3 protein-coding genes are annotated in these 20,987 nt (G+C 75.8%); all 3 read right to left on the reverse strand.

The features are described from left to right. The coding region (locus tag ABT300_RS28885; protein WP_502978012.1) for a type I polyketide synthase at positions 1-5,396 on the reverse strand (5,396 nt) is incomplete at its 3' end. Between the two features lie 67 nt (positions 5,397-5,463). Then, a complete protein-coding gene (locus ABT300_RS28890) occupies positions 5,464-15,654 on the reverse strand; it encodes a type I polyketide synthase (RefSeq protein ID WP_351681617.1) in 10,191 nt (3,396 codons plus the stop codon). Positions 15,655-15,720: 66 nt separating this feature from the next. After that, positions 15,721-20,987, reverse strand: a 5,267-nt coding sequence (locus ABT300_RS28895) for an SDR family NAD(P)-dependent oxidoreductase (RefSeq protein ID WP_351681620.1), incomplete at its 5' end; no start/stop codon positions are given.

The raw sequence follows: 20,987 nt of genomic DNA on the forward strand, positions 1-20,987 counted from the left end.
GAGAACCCCGTCCCGTCCGCCGCCTCCGCGAACGCCTTGCACCGACCGTCCGCCGCCAACCCCTGCTGACGACTGAAGTCCACGAACAGACCGGGCGTCGACATCACGGTGACGCCGCCGGCGAGGGCGAGGTCGCACTCCCCCGCGCGCAGGGACTGCGCCGCCAGGTGCAGGGCGACCAGCGACGACGAGCAGGCGGTGTCCACGGTGACCGCCGGGCCCTCCAGCCCGAAGGTGTAGGACAGCCGGCCCGACAGGACGCTCGCGGAGTTGCCCGTGCCCAGGTGGGCGCCCACGTCGTCGCCGGGCGCGAGCGGACGGGAGGTGTAGTCCTGGTAGTTCGTGCCGGCGAACACACCGGTGCGGCTGCCGCGCAGCGACCGAGGGTCGATCCCCGCCCGCTCGAACGTCTCCCAGGCGGTCTCGAGCAGCAGCCGCTGCTGCGGGTCCATGGCCAGGGCCTCGCGGGGCGAGATGGCGAAGACGCCGGGATCGAAGTCGGCGAAGCCGTCCAGGAATCCACCGGTGAGCGTGGCGGTGCGGCCCGCCGTGCCGGGTTCGGGATGGTAGAGCCCGGCCACGTCCCAGTCCCGGTCCTCCGGGAACGGGCCCATCACGTCGGCGCCGTCGGCCAGCAGCTGCCAGAACCGCTCCGGAGTGTCCGCCCCGCCGGGGAAGCGGCAGGCCATGCCGACGATCACGACCGGGTCCTCGGCCGTGTCCCGGCGGGTGACGGCGACCGCGGAGGCGGCGGCTCCCGCCGGGGCCAGCTGTTCGCCGAGGTGCTCGGCCAGGGCCGCGGGCGTGGGGTAGTCGTACACGAGGGTGGCGGGCAGCCGCATGCCGGTCGCCTCGCCCAGGGTGTTGCGCAGCTCCACGGCGCTGAGGGAGTCGAAGCCGAGTTCCCGGAAGGCCCGGGCGGGCTCGACGTCGTCGGGGCTCGGATGGTTGAGGACATAGGCGATGTGTGCGCGCACCAGCTCGAGCAGGGCATGCCTGCGGTCCGCCTCCCCGAGGGCGGCGATCGTGGCCATCACGTCGTGCTCGTCGCCGCCGCCGGAGACGGCCGGGGCGGCCCGCTGCCCGTGCAGCCGTTCCAGATCGGGAAGTTCGGCGTAGAGACGGCGGGGGCGGCCCTTGCCGAGCTCCGCCCCGAAGACCTCCCAGTCGATGTCGGTGACGACGAGCGCGGTGTCGTCCTGGTCCAGGGCGTGTTGCAGGGCCGTGACGGCGACGGCGGGGTCCATGAGGCGGACGCCGTGGCGCTGGAGTCGCTCCCCGACCGTGCCGGAGGCCATGCCTCCCTCGGCCCAGCCGCTCCATGCGATCGCCGTGGCGGGCAGACCGCGCGAGCGGCGGTCCTCGGCGAGGGCGTCCAGGAAGGCGTTGCCGGGGGCGTAATTGCCGTGTCCGGGGCTGCCGAAGACACCCGAAGAGGAGGAGAACAGCACGAAGGCGGAGAGGTCCAGGCCGGCGGTCGCGGCGTCGAGGTTCCGGGCGCCTCCGGCCTTGACGCGCAGGACCTCGGCGAGGCGCTCGGGCGTGAGCGAGCCGATGACCCCGTCGTCGAGAACGGCGGCGGTGTGGAAGACGGCTGTGAGGGGGCGTTCCTCGGGGACGGAGGCCAGCAGGTCGGCGAGGGCCGCGGGGTCGGCGATGTCGCAGGCGACAAGGTCGGCGCGGGCGCCGAGGGCGGTCAGCTCGGCGAGCAGCTCGGCCGCGCATTCCGCCTCGGGGCCGGAGCGGCTGACGAGGAGGAGGTGCGCCGCTCCCTCGCGGGCGAGCCAGCGGGCCACGTGACGGCCGAGGGCGCCGGTGCCGCCGGTCACGAGGACGGTGCCCTCCGGTCGCCATCGGCGTCGCCCGGCGAGTCCGCCGACGGCGGCGCGCTCCAGCCGGCGGCCCAGCGTGCCGGTGGCGCGTACGGCGACCTGGTCCTCGTGGTCGGTTCCGGCGAGGACGGCGACGACCCGGTCGGCGGTGCGCGCGTCGAGGTGTTCGGGCAGGTCGACGAGGCCGCCCCAGCAGTCGGCCTGTTCCAGGGCGACGACCCGTCCGAAGCCCCAGACGAGGGCCTGCTCCGGTGAGGCGGGGGCCTCGCCGGCACGGGTGGTCACGGCGCCGCGGGTGAGGAACCACACCGGCAGCCGGACGTTGAGGTCGTCCATGGCCTGCACCAGGGCGACGGTGGCGGCGAAACCGCCGTGCAGCAGCGGGTGCCGGGGATGCGCGCCGCCGTCGAGGGCGAGCAGGGACAGGACACCGCGGGCGTCGGCCGTCGCGTCGGCCAGCACGGCGGCGAGCGCCGTGCGGTCGGCGTGCTCGTCGACCAGGACGAGGGCGCAGTCGGCTCCGGCGCGGGCCAGGGCGGCCTGCACCGCGGTGACCTCGGGCCCGCTCTCGTGGCTGCGGAGCGCTACGAGGGTCCAGCGGCCGGTGAGGGCCGGCGTGGGCGTGTCCTGCAGGGGGCGCCAGGTGATGCGGTAGCGCCAGCGGTCGGCGGTGGCGCGGTCGTTGCCGCGCCGCCGGTAGCCGGCCAGGGCGGGGAGCAGTGCGGCCGTGGCCTGTTCGTCGAGGCTGAGCGCTTCGGCGAGGGCGGTGAGGTCGCCCGACTCGACGGCCTGCCAGAGCGGGGCGTCCGCGGTGGCGGCGGCCACGGTGGTCGCGGCGGCGGTGAACCCCGGCCAGTACCGTCGGCGTTGGAAGGCGTAGACGGGCAGGTCCACGCGGTGTGCGGGCTCGTCGTGGACGGCGTCGAAGTCCACGGATCCGCCGCGGACCGCGAGGCCGGCCACGGACGTGAGGAAGCGTTCGGTCCCGCCGTCGTCGCGGCGCAGGGTGCCGAGGACGGCGCCGCCGGTGATGCCGAGGTCGTCGAGGATGTCGTCGACCGCGGCGGTGACCACGGGGTGCGGGCTCATCTCGACGAAGACGCGCTGTCCGGCTCCGGCGAGAGCGCGCACGGTGCTCTCGAAGCGGACGGTGCTGCGGATGTTGTCGTACCAGTAGACGGCGTCGAGCGTGGTGGTGTCCTCGACCCGTTCTCCGGTGACGGTGGAGTGGAACGGGATGTCGGCGGGGCGCGGGCGCACCGGTGCGAATCCGGCGAGCAGGGCGTCGCGGACCTCTTCCACCTGAACGCAGTGCGAGGCGTAGTCCACCGGCACGCGGCGGGCGCGGACTCCGTCCTCGGTGAGGCGGGTCAGCAGTTCGGCCAGCGGTTCGGCGTCCCCGGACACCGTGACGGACCGCGGGCCGGTGACCGAGCCGACGGAGATGCGACCGTGATAGGGGGCGATGAGGCGTTCGACCTCGGCGAGCGCCAGCGGCACGGCGACCATGCCGCCGCGGCCGGTGATCGCGGTGAGTTCCCGGGAGCGGGTCACGACGATCCGGGCCGCGTCCTGGAGGGTGAGGACGCCCGCGATGTGTGCGGCGGCGATCTCGCCCTGGCTCTGTCCGGCGACCGCGGCGGGGCGGACCCCGCACGCCATCCACAGTCGGGCGAGGGCGACGCAGACGACGAAGAGAGTGGGCTGGACGACGTCGAGGCGCTCCAGGGGCGGGGCGCCGGGGGCGGCCCGCAGCACGTCCAGCACACGGAAGTCGACGAACTCCTCGACGGCGGCGGCGGCTTCGTCGAAGAAGGCGCGGAACCGGGCGTCGGCGTCGTGGAGTTCGGTGGCCATACCCTCCCACTGCGGTCCCTGGCCGGGGAAGAGGAAGACCGGGTCGCCCTCGGTGTCGGCGACGCCGCGCACCACGGCGGGGTCGGGGGCGCCGTCGGCCAGGGCGGTCAGGCCGCGCAGGAGCACGTCGGGGCCGGGGGCGACGACGACGGCTCGGTGTTCGAGTGCGGACCGGGTGGTCGCGAGGGACCAGGCGAGGTCGGCGAGGCGCGGGGCGCCGTCCGGGTCGGCGCGCAGGCCTGCGGCGAGCCGGCGGGCCTGGTCGCGCAGGGCGGGCGCGGTGCGGCCGGACACGGTGAAGGCGCGTGGGCGGGGCGTGTCGCCGGCGGGCCCGGTGGTGTCGTCCGGCTCGGGCGGCGGGGCCTGTTCCAGGATGACGTGGGCGTTGGTGCCGCTGACGCCGAAGGAGGACACGCCCGCGCGGCGCGGGCGGTCGCCGACGGCGGGCCAGCCGCGGGCCTCGGTGAGCAGTTCGACGTTTCCGGCGGTCCAGTCGACGTGCCGACTGGGTCGGTCGACGTGGAGGGTCGCCGGCAGCCGGCCCGCGCGCAGCGCGAGGACCGTCTTGATGACGCCGGCGACGCCTGCCGCGGCCTGGGTGTGGCCGATGTTCGACTTCACCGAGCCGAGCAGCAGCGGCCGGTCCGCGGGCCGGTCCTGTCCGTAGGTGGCGAGCAGGGCCTGCGCCTCGATGGGGTCGCCGAGGGTGGTTCCGGTGCCGTGCGCCTCGACGGCGTCCACGTCGGCGGGTGCGAGCCTCGCGTTGGCGAGCGCCTGCCAGATGACGCGTTCCTGGGAGGGGCCGTTGGGAGCGGTCAGACCGTTGGACGCGCCGTCCTGGTTGACGGCGGAGCCGCGCAGGACGGCGAGGACGGGATGTCCGTGGCGGCGGGCGTCGGAGAGCCGTTCGACGACGAGGACTCCCGCGCCCTCGCCCCATGCGGTGCCGTCGGCGGTGTCGGCGAAGGCACGGCAGCGGCCGTCCGGCGACAGGCCGCGCTGCCGGCTGAACTCGAGGAAGATGGTGGGCGTCGACATGACGGTGACGCCGCCGGCGAGGGCGAGGTCGCACTCTCCCGCGCGCAGGGCCTGCGCTGCCAGGTGGAGGGTGACCAGCGAGGAGGAACAGGCGGTGTCGACGGAGACCGCGGGGCCCTCCAGGCCGAGGGTGTAGGAGATCCGCCCGGACAGCACGCTGGGGGCGTTGCCCACCCCGTCGTCGCCGGCGTTGTCGGACAGGCTGAGCAGGGTGGTGTAGTCCTGCAGGTTGGTGCCGGAGAACACGCCGGTGCGGCTTCCGCGCAGGGCGAGCGGGTCGATCCCGGCGCGTTCCAGCGCCTCCCAGCAGATCTCCAGCAGGATCCGCTGCTGCGGGTCGGTGCCGACGGCCTCGCGCGGGGAGATGCCGAAGAACCCGGCGTCGAAGTCGCCGACGCGGTCGATGAATCCGCCGGTGCGGGTGTAGCTGCGGCCGGGGGCGCCGGGCGTCGGGTCGTACAGGGCGTCGACGTCCCAGCCCCGGTCGCGGGGCCACTCGGACATGGCGTCGCCGCCGTCGTCGAGGAGCCGCCACAGATCGTCGGGGTCGCCGACCCCGCCCGGGAAACGACAGCCCATCGCGACGATCGCCACGGGGTCGTTGCGGTGTGCCTCGGCCGCGGCCAGACGCTGTCGCGTCTGGTGGAGGTCGGCCGTGACCTTCTTCAGATAGCCGAGGAGTTTTTCCTCATCACTCATGTGTCGTCACCAGTTCTCAGGTCCCGTGGCCGCGCCGTCAGGAAATGCCGAGGTCGTTCTCGATGAAGTCGAAGATCTCGTCCGCGCCGGCGGACTGGATCCGGTCGCTGACGTCGTCCCCGCCGGCGGCGGGGGCGACAGCGGCGGAGGAGCCGGTGAAACCTGTGAGGAGCGACTGCAGCCGGGCGCCGATGCGGTCGCGCCGGACGTCGTCCTTCGCCAGCGCGGCCAGGGCCGCCTCCAGGGAGTCGAGCCCGGCGAGGACGCTTTCGGCGCCCTCGGCGTCGTCCGAGAGCCTGCCGCGCAGATACCCGGCGAGCGCGCCGGCGCTCGGCTGGTCGAACAGCAGAGTGGCGGGCAGGGCGAGGCCGGTGGAGGCGCCGATCCGGTTGCGCAGCTCGACCGCCATCAGCGAGTCGAAGCCCAGGGCGTTGAACGCCACACCGGCGCCGACCCGGTCGGCGCCGGTGTGGCCGAGGACGGCGGCGGCCTCGGTCCGCACCAGAGCGGTCAGGGTGCGTTCGCGTTCGGCCGCGGACTGTCCGGCGAGCCGTTCCCGCAGGGCCTGCGGGGCGCCGGCGGCGCTCTGCGGGCGGCGGGCCTGCAGGTCACGGACTTCGGGGAGTCCGGTGAGCAGCGGGCTGGGCCGGGAGGTGGTGAAGCCGGTCGCGAAGCGCGCCCAGTCGATGTCGGCGACGGCGAGGACGGCGTCGGGGCGTGCGACGGCCCGGCCGAGGGCGTCGACGGCCCGCTCGGGGTCGAGCGGGCCGATGCCGCCGCGCCGTATGCGGTTCTCGCTGTCGGCGTCGGCGGTGGCCATGCCGCCGCCGGCCCACGGCCCCCACGCCAGTGACGTGGCGGGCAGCCCGGCGGCTCTGCGCCGCTCCGCGAGAGCGTCCAGACTGGCGTTGGCCGCTGCGTAGTTGGCCTGGCCGATGGTGCCGAGGGTGCCGGAGATCGACGAGTACAGGACGAACGCGGTGAGTTCGCGTCCGCGCGTCAGTTCGTCGAGATGGCGCGCGGCGGCCAGCTTGGGCCGCAGGACGCGGTCCAGGGCTGCGGCGTCCATGCCGTCGAGGAGCCGGTCGTCGAGCACGCCCGCGGTGTGCACGACGGCGTCGACGGGGTGTTCGGCGAGGAGCGCGGCGAGCGCGTCGCGGTCGGCGGTGTCGCAGGCGGCCAGGACCAGTTCGGTGCCGGTGTCGGCGAGCGCGTGCTTGAGGTGGGAGGCGCCGTCGGAACCCGGGCCGGACCGGCTGACGGCCACGATGCGGCCGGCGCCCTGCGCGGCGAGCCAGACGGCTGTGCGCAGACCGAGCGCCCCGGTGGCCCCGGTGAGCAGGACGGTGCCGGACCAGTCGGGCGCGGACGCCGTGGGCGGGCCGGCCGGAACGTGTTCGAGGCGGCGCACGAACGTGCCGGCGGGCCGCACGGCGATCTGGTCCTCGCCTGCCCGGTCGGCCAGTGCCGCGGCCAGCCGGCGGGCCACATCGCTCGCGACGGCGGCGTCGGTGCCTGCGGGCAGGTCCACCAGACCGCCCCAGAGCTGCGGGTGTTCGAGGGCGGCGGTGCGGCCCAGCCCCCACACCGCGGCCTGTTCGGGGACGACGGACGCCTCCGTCCCGAGGACGCCGGCGGCGCCCGCGGTGACCGCCCACAGACGCACCGCGTCGGCGCCGGCGGCCCCGTCCGCGAGGGCCTGGACGAGGGCGGCGGTCGCGGCGAGACCGGCCGGGACGGCGTCGAGTCCGGGCAGCGCGGCGGTGTCGGCGGCGAGCAGCGACAGCACGCCCGTCCAGGGCCCGTCGCCGTCCTGGCGCAGGGAGCCGAGGGCGGCGGCCAGGGCCGTGCGGTCGGCGGTGGCGCAGTCGACGGGCAGGAGACGGACGTGTGCGCCGTGCGCGGTGAGCGCGTCCGCGACGGAGACGGCCCAGGCCCCGCCGTCGAGCCGGTCGGGGACGGCGAGGACCCAGGCGCCGGTGGGCGCGGCCGTGTTCTCCGTGGTGGGCCGCCACACGACACGGTGCTCCCAGCCCTGGATCTCCGCCTGTCTGCGGTCCTCGCCGCGCCACGCGGCGAGGGCGGGCAGTACGGCGCTGAGCGGGGCGTCGGCGTCGACCGCGAGGCGCTCGGCGAGGGCGGGGGCGTCCGTCGCCTCGACGAGCTTCCAGAACGCGGCCTCCTGGCCGGCCGCGACGGGAGCGGCCGCGGCCGCGGAGGCCTCCAGCCAGAAGCGCTCGCGCTGGAAGGCGTAGGTCGGCAGGGGCACGGGCCGGGCCGTGGCGTCGGCCGACAGCGCCGGCACGTCGCCGAGCCCGTGTACGTGCAGCGCGGCGGCGGCGAGCAGGGCGGAGCGGCCCTCGCTCGTGTCGCGGCGCGCCAGGGGTACGGCGGTCACCTCCGCGGAGGCGCTGAGGCCGTCCTGGACCAGCGTGGTGAGGGTGGCGTCGGGGCCGAGTTCGAGGGTGAGGGTGACGCCGTTCGCCTCGAGGGTGCGGACGGTGTCGCCGAACCGGACGGCCCGGCGGACGTGGCGCACCCAGTAGTCGGGGGTGGTCAGGTCGTCGCCGGCCGCGAGGTCGCCGCTCACGTTGGACACGACGGGGACGGTGGGCGGGTGGAAGCGGACGCGTGCGGCGACGGCGCGGAACTCGTCGAGCATGGGGTCCATCAGCGGCGAGTGGAAGGCGTGGCTGACCCGCAGGCGCCGGGTCTTGCGGCCGCGGGCCGCGAACTCGGCGGTGATCGCCTCCACGTCCTCGGCGTGACCGGAGACGACGACGGAGACGGGTCCGTTGACCGCGGCGACGGCGACGCGGTCGGCCCGGCCCTCCAGCAGGGGCAGCACCTCGTCCTCGGTCGCCTCCAGGGCGGCCATGGCGCCGCCCTCGGCAAGGCCCTGCATGAGTCGGCCCCGGGCCGCGACCAGGGCGCAGGCGTCGGTCAGGTCGAGGACTCCGCCGGCGTGGGCGGCGGTCAGCTCCCCGATGGAGTGCCCGGCGAGCACGTCGGGCAGCACGCCCCAGGACCGGACGAGGGCGTGGGCCGCGGCGCCGTACGCGAAGAGGGCGGCCTGCGTGTAGGCGGTGCGGTCCAGCAGGGCGGCCTCGGCGCTGTCCGGGGCGGCGAAGACGACATCGCGCAGCGGCGGTCCGTCGAGGTGGAGGTCGAGTCCGGCGCACACCTCGTCGAAGGTGCGCGCGTAGACGGGGTGTGCGTCGTACAGGTCGCGGCCCATGCCGGGGCGCTGGGCGCCCTGTCCGCTGAACAGGACGGCGAGCCGTGCGCCGCCGGCGGCGCCCGTCGCGGTACGGGCGTCCGGCTCGCCGACGGCGACGGCGGCGAGTCCGGCCAGGAGTTCCGCACGGTCCGCGGCGACGACGGCCGCGCGGTGGGCGTGCGGGTGGCGGGCGACGGCGAGGGTGCGGGCGAGGTCACGGGAGTCGACGTCGTGGTGCAGCAGGTGGGTGTGCAGCCGGGCGGCCTGGGCGCGCAGCGCGTCCGGGGTGTGCCCGGAGAGGGCGTGCACCCGGGGCGCGGTGGCGGGCGCCGCCCGTTCGGCGGCGGGCGGTGCTGCGGGCGGCTCCTCCAGGACGACGTGGGCGTTGCTGCCGCTGATCCCGAACGAGGACACGCCCGCGCGGCGCGGCCGGTCGGGGCGGGCCGGCCAGGGACGGGCCTCGGTGAGCAGCTCGATGGCGCCGCTGGACCAGTCGATGTGCGGGGAGGGCTCGTCGACGTGCAGGGTGCGCGGCAGTTCGCCGTGGCGCATGGCCATGACCATCTTGATGACGCCCGCGGCGCCCGCGGCGGCCTGGGTGTGACCGAAGTTGGACTTCGCGGATCCCAGCAGCAGGGGTTGCGCGTCCCGTTCGCGGCCGTAGGTCGCGAACAGCGCCTGGGCCTCGATGGGGTCGCCGAGGGTGGTGCCGGTGCCGTGCGCCTCGACGGCGTCGACGTCGGACGCGGCGAGCCCGGCCGAGGCCAGCGCCTGTCGGATGACGCGCTCCTGAGAGGGGCCGTTGGGAGCGGTCAGGCCGTTGGACGCGCCGTCCTGGTTGGTGGCGGAACCGCGGATCACGGCGAGGACGGGGTGGCCTTCGCGACGGGCGTCGGAGAGGCGTTCCAGCAGGAGCATGCCGACGCCCTCGGAGAAGCTGGTGCCGTCGGCGCCGGCGGCGAATGCCTTGCAGCGGCCGTCGGCCGCCAGCCCGTTCTGGGCCGTGAACTCGGTGTAGGTGCCGGGGGTGGCCATGACCGTGACTCCGCCGGCCAGGGCCATCGAGCACTCGCCCTGACGCAGGGCGTGGGCGGCGAGGTGCAGGGCGACCAGCGCGGAGGAGCAGGCGGTGTCGACCGTCATGGTCGGCCCCTCCAGGCCGAAGGTGTAGGCGACCCGGCCGGAGATGACGCTGCCGGACACGCCGAGTCCGATGTAGCCCTCCATGCCTTCGGGGATGTCGGCCAGGCCGGAGGCGTAGCCGGAGCCCATCGCGCCGACGTAGACGCCGGTGCCGCTGCCGCGCAGGGACAGCGGATCGATCCCGGCGCGTTCGAAGACCTCCCAGGAGGTCTCCAGCAGCAGCCGCTGCTGGGGGTCCATGGCGAGCGCCTCGCGAGGTGCGATGCCGAAGAGGGAGGCGTCGAAGTGCGTGGCGCCGTAAAGGAATCCGGCCTCCAGGCCGGGCAGGCGGTCCAGGTCCCAGCCACGGTCGGTGGGGAACGCGCCGATGGCGTCGCCGCCCTCGGAGACGAAACGCCACAGGTCCTCGGGAGAGGTGACGCCGCCGGGGTACTGGCAGGCCATGGCGACGACGACGACCGGGTCGTCCTCCTCGGCCGCGGCCCTGGTGGCGACGAACTCCTCGGTGACGCCCCCGAGTTCGCGCAGGAGGTGACGGGCGAGCGCGGTGGGGCGGGGGTGGTCGAAGACGAGCGTGGCCGGCAGCCGCAGTCCGGTCTCGGCGTTGAGGCGGTTGCGCAGGTCGACGGAGCTCAGGGAGTCGAAGCCGAGGTCCTTGAAGGACTGTTCGCCGTCGACGGCGCCGGCCGAGCCGTGGCCGAGGGCGACGGCGGCGTGGCGGCGGACCAACTCGAGCAGGTGGCGCTCCTGTTCGGGTGCGGACAGGCCGGTCAGCAGGCGGCTCAGTGCGGAGGAGTCCGCGTCGGCGGCGCGGGCGGTCCGCCGGGCCGGGGCGGCCGGGACGAGTCCGTGCAGGAGGGCGGGCAGCCGTCCGGCCGAGGCGGCGGCGCGCAGCGCGGCGGGGTCGGTGCGCAGCGGCGCGAGCAGCGGCTCGCCGGCGGCGAGAGCCTCGTCGAGCATGCGCAGGGCCCGCTCCGGGTCCAGGGCCGGCAGTCCGGAGGCCGCGATGCGGCGCCGGCCGTCCTCGCCGAGCCCGCCGGTCATGCCGCTGTCGTGGTCCCACAGCGTCCAGGCCAGCGAGGTGGCGGGCAGACCGGCGGCGCGGCGGTGGTGTGCCAGGGCGTCCAGGACGGTGTTGGCGGCGGCGTAGTTGGCCTGTCCGGCGCCGCCCAGCAGGCCGGAGGCCGAGGAGAACAGGACGAAGGCGGTGAGGTCGGCGTCCCGGGTCGCTTCGTGCAGGGTGAGCGCGGTGTCCGCCTTCGCCCGCAGCACGGCGGCGAGCCGGTCGGGGGTGAGCGAGCCGAACACGCCGTCGTCGAGGACGCCCGCGGTGTGCACCACGGCGCGCAGCGGTCGCTGTGCGGGCAGCGCGCCGAGGAGGTCGGCCAGGGCTCCCGGGTCGGCGGCGTCGCAGGCCTGGACGCGCACGACCGCGCCGTGGGCGGTGAGTTCGTCCGTCAGTTCGCGGGCGCCGGGGGCTTCGGGGCCCCTTCGGGAGGTCAGCACCAGGGAGCGCACGCCGTGGGCGGCGACCAGGTGGCGGGCGACCAGCGCGCCGAGTGCGCCGGTGCCGCCGGTGACGAGGACCGTGCCCTCGGCGTCCCAGACGGGCGCCCGGTCGGCTGCGGGGATTCGGGTCAGCGCGGGGGTGAGCAGCGTGCCGTCGCGCAGGGCGAACTGGGTCGCCCCGGCGCCGACGGCGGCCGCGAGGGCTGCTCGGGAGGCGGCGGTGTCGTCGACGTCGGCGAGGACGACGCGTCCCGGGTTCTCGGTCTGGGCCGAGCGGACCAGACCCCAGACGGCGGCCGCGGACAGGTCGGTGACGTCCTCGCCGTCGACCGCGCCGACGGCGCCGCGCGTGACGATCACGATGGGGGCGCTGTCGGTGCGCGGATCGGCCAGCAGTGTCTGCAGGCGGGTCAGGACGCGGCCGGCGATGGCGGCCGGGGTCTCGTCGGGAGCGGAGACGCACGGCAGGAACACGCACGAGGGGGCGGCGTCGGCGCCGAGCGCCGGCCAGGCGGGGACCAGGCCGGCCGGGTCGTCGCCGGCGAGCCGCAGGCCGTCGGCGACCTCGGCGTCGGCGATCGCGGCGTCGGGCAGAGCGCTCTCGCTCCAGCGCACCGCGTACAGGGCGCCGTCGGCGGGCCGGGAGGCGTGCGGGGCGGCCGGGGAGACCGGGCGGCTGACGAGGGAGCCGACGGTGGCGACGGGGCGTCCCGTGCCGTCGGCGAGGTGCAGGCTCACGGCGCCGGACGGACCGCGCTCCAGGCGGACCCGGAGCCCGGTTGCGCCGACGGCGTGCAGCGTGACGCCGCTGAACGCGAACGGCAGGCCCACGCCTCCCCGTTCGCCGCCGTCGCCCTCGCCGTCGTCGCCGGACCCGGCGAGCTGGGCGTGCAGGGCGGCGTCCAGGAGCGCCGGGTGCAGGCCGAAGCGAGCGGCGTCGCGGTGCTGGTCCTCCGGGAGGGCCACCTCGGCGTACCAGACGTCACCGGACCGCCATGCGGCCCGCAGGCCCTGGAAGGCGGGGCCGTACTGGTAGCCCCGGACGGCGAGGGCGTCGTAGAAGCCGTCCAGGGGGACGCTGCGGGCGTCGGCGGGAGGCCAGACGACGGGCTCCGCCTCGGGCACGGCGGGCGCCGGTGCGAGGACGGCGTCGGCGTGCCGGGTCCAGGGGCCGTCGTCGTCGGCGTCGGCCCGGGAGTGCACGGTGACCGGCCTGCGGCCCTCTGCGTCGGGGGCGCCGACGGCGATCTGCAGCTGGACTCCGGAGGCGTCCGGGAGCGCCAGCGGGGCTTCGAGCGTGAGGTCCTCCAGCAGACCGCAGCCGACCTCGTCTCCGGCGCGCAGCACGAGTTCGACGAACGCGGCGCCCGGCAGCAGGACCGTGCCGGCCACGGTGTGGTCGGCCAGCCAGGGCTGGGCGCGGGCGGACAACCGCCCGGTGAGCAGGACCCGGTCGTCGTCGGCGACGCGGACGACGGCCCCGAGCAGCGGGTGGCCGGCGCCGACGAGCCCGGCGCCGGTGACGTCGCCGGCGCTGAGGGAGGGGCGCAGCCAGTAGCGGTCCCCCGTGAACGCGTAGGTGGGCAGGTCTATCCGCGGGCTGCCCGGGTCGCCGCCGAGCAGGGCCTCGGTTTCGACGGAGGCGCCGTGGACGTGGACGGCGGCGACGGCGGCGAGCAGCGTGCGGGGCTCGGGGCGGTCCTTGCGCAGGACCGGCACGCACACGCGTTCGGCGGTGTCGTCGGGCAGACCGGCCTGGGCGAGGGCGCTGAGGGTGGCGTCGGGACCGATCTCCAGGTAGCGGGTGACGCCGTGGGCGGCGAGCCAGTCGACGCCGTCGGTGAAGCGGACGGTGTGGCGCAGGTGGCGCACCCAGTAGTCGGCCGACGCGAGTTCTCCGGCCGTGGCCGGACGTCCGGTGAGGTTGGAGACGACGGTGAGGCGCGGGGTGTGCGCGGTGACGCTTGCGGCGACGGCCCGGAAGTCGTCCAGGACGGCGTCCATGCGCGCCGAGTGGAAGGCGTGCGAGACCCGCAGCCTGCGGGTGGTGCGGCCACGGGCCGCGAGTGCTGACGCGACGGCCTCGACGGCGCTCTCGTCGCCGGAGATCACGGTGGCGCGCGGTCCGTTGACGGCGGCGACCGACACGGCGTCGCCGTGGGCTGCGAGCAGTGCGGTCACCTCGTCCTCGGCGGCCTCCACGGAGACCATGGCGCCCCCTCGCGGCAGGGCCTGCATCAGCCGCCCGCGGGCGGCGACGAGCCGGCAGGCGTCGGGCAGCGACCACACGCCGGCGACGTGCGCGGCGGAGAGTTCGCCCAACGAGTGCCCGAGGACGTACTTGGGCGTGACGCCCCATGATTCCAGCAGGCGGTAGAGGGCGACCTCGACGGCGAACAGGGCGGGCTGGGCGAGGCCGGTCTCCCGCAGCGCCTCGTCGTCCGGGGCGCTCTCGAGGACGGCTTTCCCGAGACTCAGGCCCAGTTCGGGGTCGAGATGGGCGCAGATCTCGTCGAAGGCGGCGGCGAAGGCGGGGAACGCGCCGTACAGTTCGCGGCCCATGCCGGGCCGCTGGGCGCCCTGGCCGGAGAAGAGGAACGCGGTCGCGCCGCGCAGCGTGCGACCCGTCACGACGTCCGGATGCGTCTCCCCGGCGGCGAGGGCGCGCAGGGCTTCGCGGGCGCCGGCCGTGTCCTCGGCGAGGACGACGGCCCGGTGCTCGAAGGCCTGCCGCGTCCCGGCGAGTGCGCGGGCGGTGGCGTGCAGGTCGTCGTCGGGGTGGGCGTCGGTGTGGTCGACGAGGCGGGCGGCTTGCGCGCGCAGCGCTTCGGCGCCGCGTGCGGACAGCAGCCAGGGCACGAGCGGCAGCCGCACGGCGGTCGCGGGGGCCGGACCACCCGTGTCCTCGCTCGCCTCGCTCCCCGGTGTTCCCTCGCCCCCCGGTGTTCCCTCGGCCTTCTCGGTCTCGCCGGGCGCGGCCTCCAGGACGACGTGGGCGTTGGTGCCGCTGATTCCGAAGGACGAGACCGCGGCGCGGCGGGGACGCCCCTCGGTGAGCGGCCAGTCGGCGGCCTCGGTGAGCAGCCGGACGTGACCGGCGTCCCAGTCGACGTGCGTGGACGGCTGGTCCACGTGCAGCGTGCGCGGCAGCCGTCCGTGCCGCAGCGCCATGACCGTCTTGATGACGCCTGCGACGCCGGCCGCCGCCTGGGTGTGGCCGAGGTTCGACTTCAACGAGCCCAGGTGCAGCGGATGTTCGGCGTCCTTGGCGCGGCCGTAGGTGGCCAGCAGGGCCTGGGCCTCGATGGGGTCGCCGAGGGTGGTGCCCGTGCCGTGCGCCTCGACGGCGTCGACGTCCGCGGCGGTGATCCCGGCGTTGGCGAGGGCCTGCTCGATGACGCGCTGCTGGGCGGGCCCGTTGGGCGCGGTCAGACCGTTGGAGGCGCCGTCGGAGTTCACGGCGGAGCCGCGGACCACGGCCAGCACCGGGTGTCCGTTGCGGCGGGCGTCGGAGAGACGTTCCACCAGCAGCAGGCCCACGCCCTCGGACCAGCCGGTGCCGTCGGCGGCGTCGGCGAAGGCCTTGCAGCGTCCGTCGGGGGCGAGGCCGCGCTGCCTGCTGAACTCGAACAGCAGGCCGGGGGTGGCCATCACGGCGACGCCGCCGGCCATGGCGAGGTCGCACTCGCCCGCCCGCAGGGCCTGCACCGCCCAGTGCAGGGCGACCAGGGAGGAGGAGCAGGCGGTGTCGACGGTGACGGCCGGCCCTTCCAGGCCCAGGACGTAGGAGATACGGCCGGAGGCGACCGAGGTGGCGTTCCCGGCGAGCATCAGTCCGTGGACGTCCTCGGGCACCTCGACGGGGCCCTGACCGTAACCGGAGGTCGCGGCGCCGACGAACACGCCGGTGGAGCTGCCGCGCAGGGTCCGGGGCCGGATTCCGGCGCGCTCCAGCAGCTCCCAGGACGCCTCCAGCAGGATCCGCTGCTGCGGGTCGGTGGCGAGGGCCTCGCGCGGGCTCATGCCGAAGAAGGCGGGGTCGAAGGAGGCGGCGTCGCGCAGGAAGCCGCCCTCCCGGGCGGAGAACGTGCCGGGCCGGTCGGGGTCCGGGTCGTAACGGTCCGCGATGTCCCAGCCCCGGTCCTCAGGCAGTGGGCCGATGGCGTCCCGGCCCTCGTCGACGAGCCGCCACAGGTCCTCGGGCGAGCGGACGTCGCCGGGGAAGCGGCAGCTCATCGCGACGACGGCGATCGGCTCCCGGCTGCGGTCCTCGACCTCGCGCAGCCTGCGGCGGGTCTGCCGGAGTTCACCCGTGACCCGCTTGAGGTATTCAACGTACTTGTCGTCGTCAGCCACGAAAGTCACTTCCTTGAACCGGGCGGGGCCGGGGCGTCGGGTGCGTGCGGGGGACCTGCGGGGTGCTCATGCGTCCCCCAGCTCGCGGTCGATCAGGTCGAAGAGGTCGCCCGCCGTCTCGACGTCGGCGAGCTCCTCGTCCCGTGCGGCGGGGACGGCGGCGGCCACGCGGGGTTCGCCCTGCCAGCGCGAGAGCAGCTCGCGCAGCCGGGCGGTGACCTTCTCGTGGTCCTCGCCGGCCATGTCGGCGTCCGCCAGGGAGCTCTCCAGGCGGTCCATCTCCGCGAGGAGGGCCTGCGCGGTGCCGGGCGGCTCGGGCAGGGGCAGTTCGTTCAGCAGGTACCGGGTCTGGGCCAGGGCGGTCGGGTAGTCGAAGACGAGGGTGGCGGGCAGCCGTAGGCCGGTGGCGGCGCCGAGCCGGTTGCGCAGCTCGACCGCCGTCAGCGAGTCGAAGCCCAGCTCCTGGAAGGTCTGTTCGGGATCGATGTCGGCCGCCGAGCCGTGTCCGAGGACGGCGGCGGCCTGCTCGGCGACCACCTCGAGGAGGAGCTGGTCGCGGTCCGCGCGGGACAGCGGAGCCAGCCGGTCGGCCAGCGACAGCGGGGTCCCCGTGACGGGCGTCGCCCCGGCGGCCGTGGCGCGGCGCCGGGCGGGGGTGCGGACCAGGCCGCGCAGGAGCGCCGGCAGGACGTCGTGGTGTTCGCGCAGCGCGGCCGGGTCCAGGTCCATCGGCAGCAGTGCGGCCCGGTCGGTTGCGACGGCGGCGTCGAGGAGCCGCATGCCGGTGGCGGCGCAGAGCGGCACCATGCCGGTACGGGCGTGGCGTTCGCGGTCGGCGTCGGCGAGCTCTCCGGTCATGCCCGCCTCGGGCAGCCAGGTGCCCCAGGCGAGCGACAGGGCGGGCAGGCCCTGGGCGCGCCGGTGGTGGGCGAAGGCGTCCAGGAAGGCGTTGGCGGCCGAGTAGTTGGCCTGTCCCGCTCCGCCGAACGTGCCGGCGACGGAGGAGAAGACCACGAACCGGGCGAGGTCGAGATCGCGGGTCAGTTCGTGCAGCGCGACCACGGCGTCGGCCTTGGGCCGCAGCGCTTCGTCCAGTCGGTCCGGTGTCATCGAGGACAGCACGCCGTCCGCGAGAACGCCCGCGGTGTGGATCACGGCGGTGAGCGGTCGGTCGGCGGGGACGCCCGCGAGGAGCGCGGCGAGCGCGGTGCGGTCGGCCACGTCGCAGGCGGCCACCGTGACGTCGGCGCCCAGCTCGGCGAGTTCGGCGCGCAGTTCGGCGGCGCCGGGCGCGTCCGGGCCGCGCCGGCCGGCGATCAGCAGGTGCAGTACGCCGTGCTCGGCGACGAGGTGGCGGGCGGTGATGCGGCCGAGTCCGCCGAGTCCGCCGGTCAGCAGGACCGTGCCGGCCGGGTCGGGCGCGGCGGGCAGGGTCAGCACGACCTTGCCGACGTGCCGTGCCTGGCTGACGTACCGGAACGCGTCGGGCGCCCGGCGTACGTCCCACACGGCCATCGGCAGCGGCCTGAGCACGCCGCGCCCGAACAGGTCGGCCAGGTCGGCCAGGATCTCGCCGATCCGGTCGGGGCCGGCCTCGATCAGGTCGAACGCCCGGTAGACGACGCCGGGATGGTCGGCGGCGATCTGTCCGGGGTCGCGTACGTCGGTCTTGCCCATCTCCAGGAAGCGGCCGCCGCGCGGCAGCAGTCGCAGGGAGGCGTCGACGAACTCCCGCGCCAGCGAGTCGAGGACGACGTCGAATCCGCGGCCGTGGGTGGCGGCGCGCAGCCGCTCCTCGAAGCCGAGGTCGCGGGAGGAGGCGGTACGGGCGTCGTCGAGGCCGGCTGCGCGCAGCGCGTCCCACTTGGCGGGCGACGCGGTTCCGTAGACCTCGGCGCCGAGGTGCCGGGCCAGCTGGACGGCGGCCGAGCCGACGCCGCCGGCCGCCGCGTGGACGAGGACGCTCTCGCCGGGCTCGAGTCCGCCGAGGTCGACCAGCGCGTAGTAGGCGGTGAGGTAGGCGATGGGGACGGTCGCGGCCTCGGCGAAGCTCCAGCCCTTCGGGATCCGTGTGACCATCCGGGCGTCGGCGACCGCGACGGGCCCGAAGGCGCCGGCGAACATGCCCATCACCCGGTCCCCCGGGGCGAGGGCGGTCACGTCGGCGCCGACCCCGGTGACCACGCCGGCGCCCTCCAGGCCGATCGCGGTGGCGTCGCCGGGGTACATGCCGAGCGCGGTGAGGACGTCGCGGAAGTTGACGCCGGCGGCGCGCATCGAGATGCGCACCTCGTTGGGGGCGAGCGCCGCGTCGGCCTCGGGGCAGGCCTTGAGACGCAGTCCGTCCAGGCTTCCCTGGTGTTCCACGCCGAGCCGCCAGGCGCGGGCGTCGGCGGGCGGGAGGAGGGCGCGGTCTGCGGCCAGCGGGACGATGTGCGGTGCGGCCACCGCCCCGTCCCGGACGACGAGTTCGAACGCGTCGTCGCCGAGCGCGGCGGGCAGCGCCCGCAACGAGGCGTCGTCGGCGTCGGTGTCGGCGAGGACGAAACGGCCCGGGTTCTCGGTGCGGGCCGCCCGCACGAGGCCCCAGACGGCCGCCTGCGCCGGGTCGGCCGGCCGGGGGTCTGCGGCGACGGCGTCACGGGTGACGACGGCGAGACGGGCGTGCGCGAACACCGGGTCGTCCGCCCACTGCCGGACGACGGCGAGCGTCTCGGCGAGGGTCGCGCGGGTCGCGCCGGCGAGTCCGGCGGCGTCGCCCGGGACGTCCGCCGTGGCGGGCACGGCGTACAGGACGGTGTCGGGCGCCTCCCCGGCCTGCGCCAGGGCGTCGAGGCCGGGGACGCGGCGCACGGTGTGACCGGCGGCGCGCAGGGCGTCGGCCATCGCCTGCGCCCCGTCCGCGCCGACGATCGTCCATGCGGCCGGCGTGACGGCGTCCGCCGAGGTCGTCGGCTGCCAGTGCAGTTCGTAGAGGCCCTGACGGTCCGGGGCGCCGACGGTGGAGCCCGCCAGATCGCCGGTCAGCTCGCGCAGGGTGAGCGAGCCGACGGAGCCGACCGGGCGGCCCGTCGGGTCGGCGAGGGCGAGACCGACGGCCTCGGGGCCTTCCTGGACCATCCGCAGCCGCAGCGCCGAGGCGCCGACGGCGTCCAGGCGCACATCGCTCCACGAGAACGGCAGCCGTCCGGCGTCCTTCATGGGCACGAACATCACGGCGTGCAGCGCGGCGTCGAGCAGGGCCGGGTGCAGGTCGAAGGCGTCGGCGGCCGGGGCGGCGTCAGCGGGCAGCCCGACCTCGGCGAACACCTCCTCACCGCGCGTCCAGACCCGGGTCAGGCCCTGGAACAGCGGGCCGTAGAGGTGGCCGCGGTCGGCGAAGGCCTCGTAGAAGCCGTCGAGCGGGACCTCCGTGCCGTGCTCGGGCGGCCAGACGGTGAAGTCGTACGGTGCGGCCGCCGGTTCGGCGGCGACGGTGAGCAGGCCGCCGGCGTGCAGGGTCCACGGCGTGCCGGCCTCGGCGGTGTCGGGCCGGCCGTGCACGGTCAGGGGGCGGGCGCCGGTGGCGTCCGGGGCCTCGACCCGTACCTGGATCTGGACGCCGCCCTGGGCGGGCAGGGTGAGCGGGGCCAGGATGGTCAGCTCCGCGACGTGTTCGCAGCCGGTCCGGGCACCCGCGTGCAGGGCCAGGTCGAGGAATCCGGTCGCCGGGAACAGGGCGGTGCTGGTGAGCGCGTGGTCCTTGAGCCACGGGCTGCTGCCGAGCGCGAGTCGGCCGGTGAGGACCTGGGCGTCGCCGTCGGCGAGTTCCACGGCCGCGCCCAGCAGGGGGTGGCTGCTCGCGCCGAGCCCCGCGGAGGTGACGTCGCCGAGGAGCAGGGGCGGCCCCGGCCAGAAACGGCGGCGCTGGAAGGCGTACGTGGGCAGTTGCACGGTGCGGGCGGCGGCGCCGTCGAAGAGCCGCGGCCAGTCCACCGGCAGGCCGTGCGCGAAGGCCTGGGCGACGGCGTCGAGCAGCGTCTCGCGCTCGGCGCGGTCCTTGCGCAGCGACGGCACGAGAAGACTTCCCTCGGCGTCCGGCAGGCAGCTCTGCGCCATCGCGGCGAGTGTGCCGTCGGGACCGATCTCCAGGAACCGGTCGACACCGTGCTCGGCGAGCCAGCGGACTCCGTCGGCGAAGCGGACGGCCTCCCGCACATGGCGCACCCAGTACTCAGGGTCCTGGAGTTCGGCGCCGGCGGCGCCGCCGCTGACGTTGGATACCACCGACATCCGGGGCGCCTCGTAGGCGATGCTCGCGGCGACCTGGCGGAACGCGTCGAGCATCGGCTCCATGAGCGGGGAGTGGAAGGCGTGGCTGACCCGCAGCCTGGTGGTGCGTCGCCCGGCGTCGGCGAGGCGCGCGGCGAGTCCGGTGACCGAGTCCTCGGCGCCGGAGACGACCACCGAGCGCGGGCCGTTCACCGCGGCGATGCCCGCGTCGGGGAGCCCCTCCAGCAAGGGCCGTACCTCATCCTCGGCGGCTTCCAGCGCGAACATCGCGCCCCCTGAGGGGAGTTCCTGCATGAGCTGGCCGCGGGCGGCGACCAGGGCGCAGGCGTCCTGGAGCGAGAAGACTCCGGCGACGTGGGCGGCGGCGATCTCGCCGACGGAGTGGCCGGCGACGTGGTCCGGGCGCACGCCCCACGACTCCAGCAGGCGGTACAGGGCCACTTCGACCGCGAACAGCGCGGGCTGGGTCCACTCGGTGCGGTTGAGGTCCTCGGCCTCGCCGCCGAGGACGAGGTCGCGCAGTTCGTCGCCGAGGCAGGCGCAGACGGCGTCGAAGGCGTCCGCGTAGACCGGGAACGCTTCGTACAGTCCACGTCCCATGCCCGGTCGCTGGGAGCCCTGTCCGGAGAAGAGGAAGGCGGTCTTCCCCTCGCCGCGGCGGACGCCGGTGACCGTGTGCGGTCCGCTCTCGCCCGAGGCGATCAGCCGCAGTCCGTCGGTCAGCGCCGGCCGGTCGGCCCCGAGGACGACGGCGCGGTGCTCGAAGACGGTGCGGGTCGCGGCGAGCGACAGGCCGATGTCGGCGACGCTCGTGTCGGGCGACTCCCCCAGATGCTCGACGAGTCGGGCGGCCTGGGCGCACAGAGCGTCACGGCTGCGTGCGGTGAGAACCCAGGGGACGGGCGGGGCGTCCGCGCCGTCGGCCAGAGGTTCGTCGGCGTGCGGTCCTTCGGTGTGCGGTCCTTCGGTGTGCGGTTGGTCGGTGTGCGGTTCGTCGGTGACGTCCTCCAGGATGACGTGCGCGTTGGTGCCGCTGATCCCGAACGACGACACACCCGCAC

Origin of the sequence: Streptomyces sp. NPDC001027 (assembly GCF_040299045.1) — a bacterium.
In the GTDB taxonomy this organism is placed as follows: Bacteria; Actinomycetota; Actinomycetes; order Streptomycetales; family Streptomycetaceae; genus Streptomyces.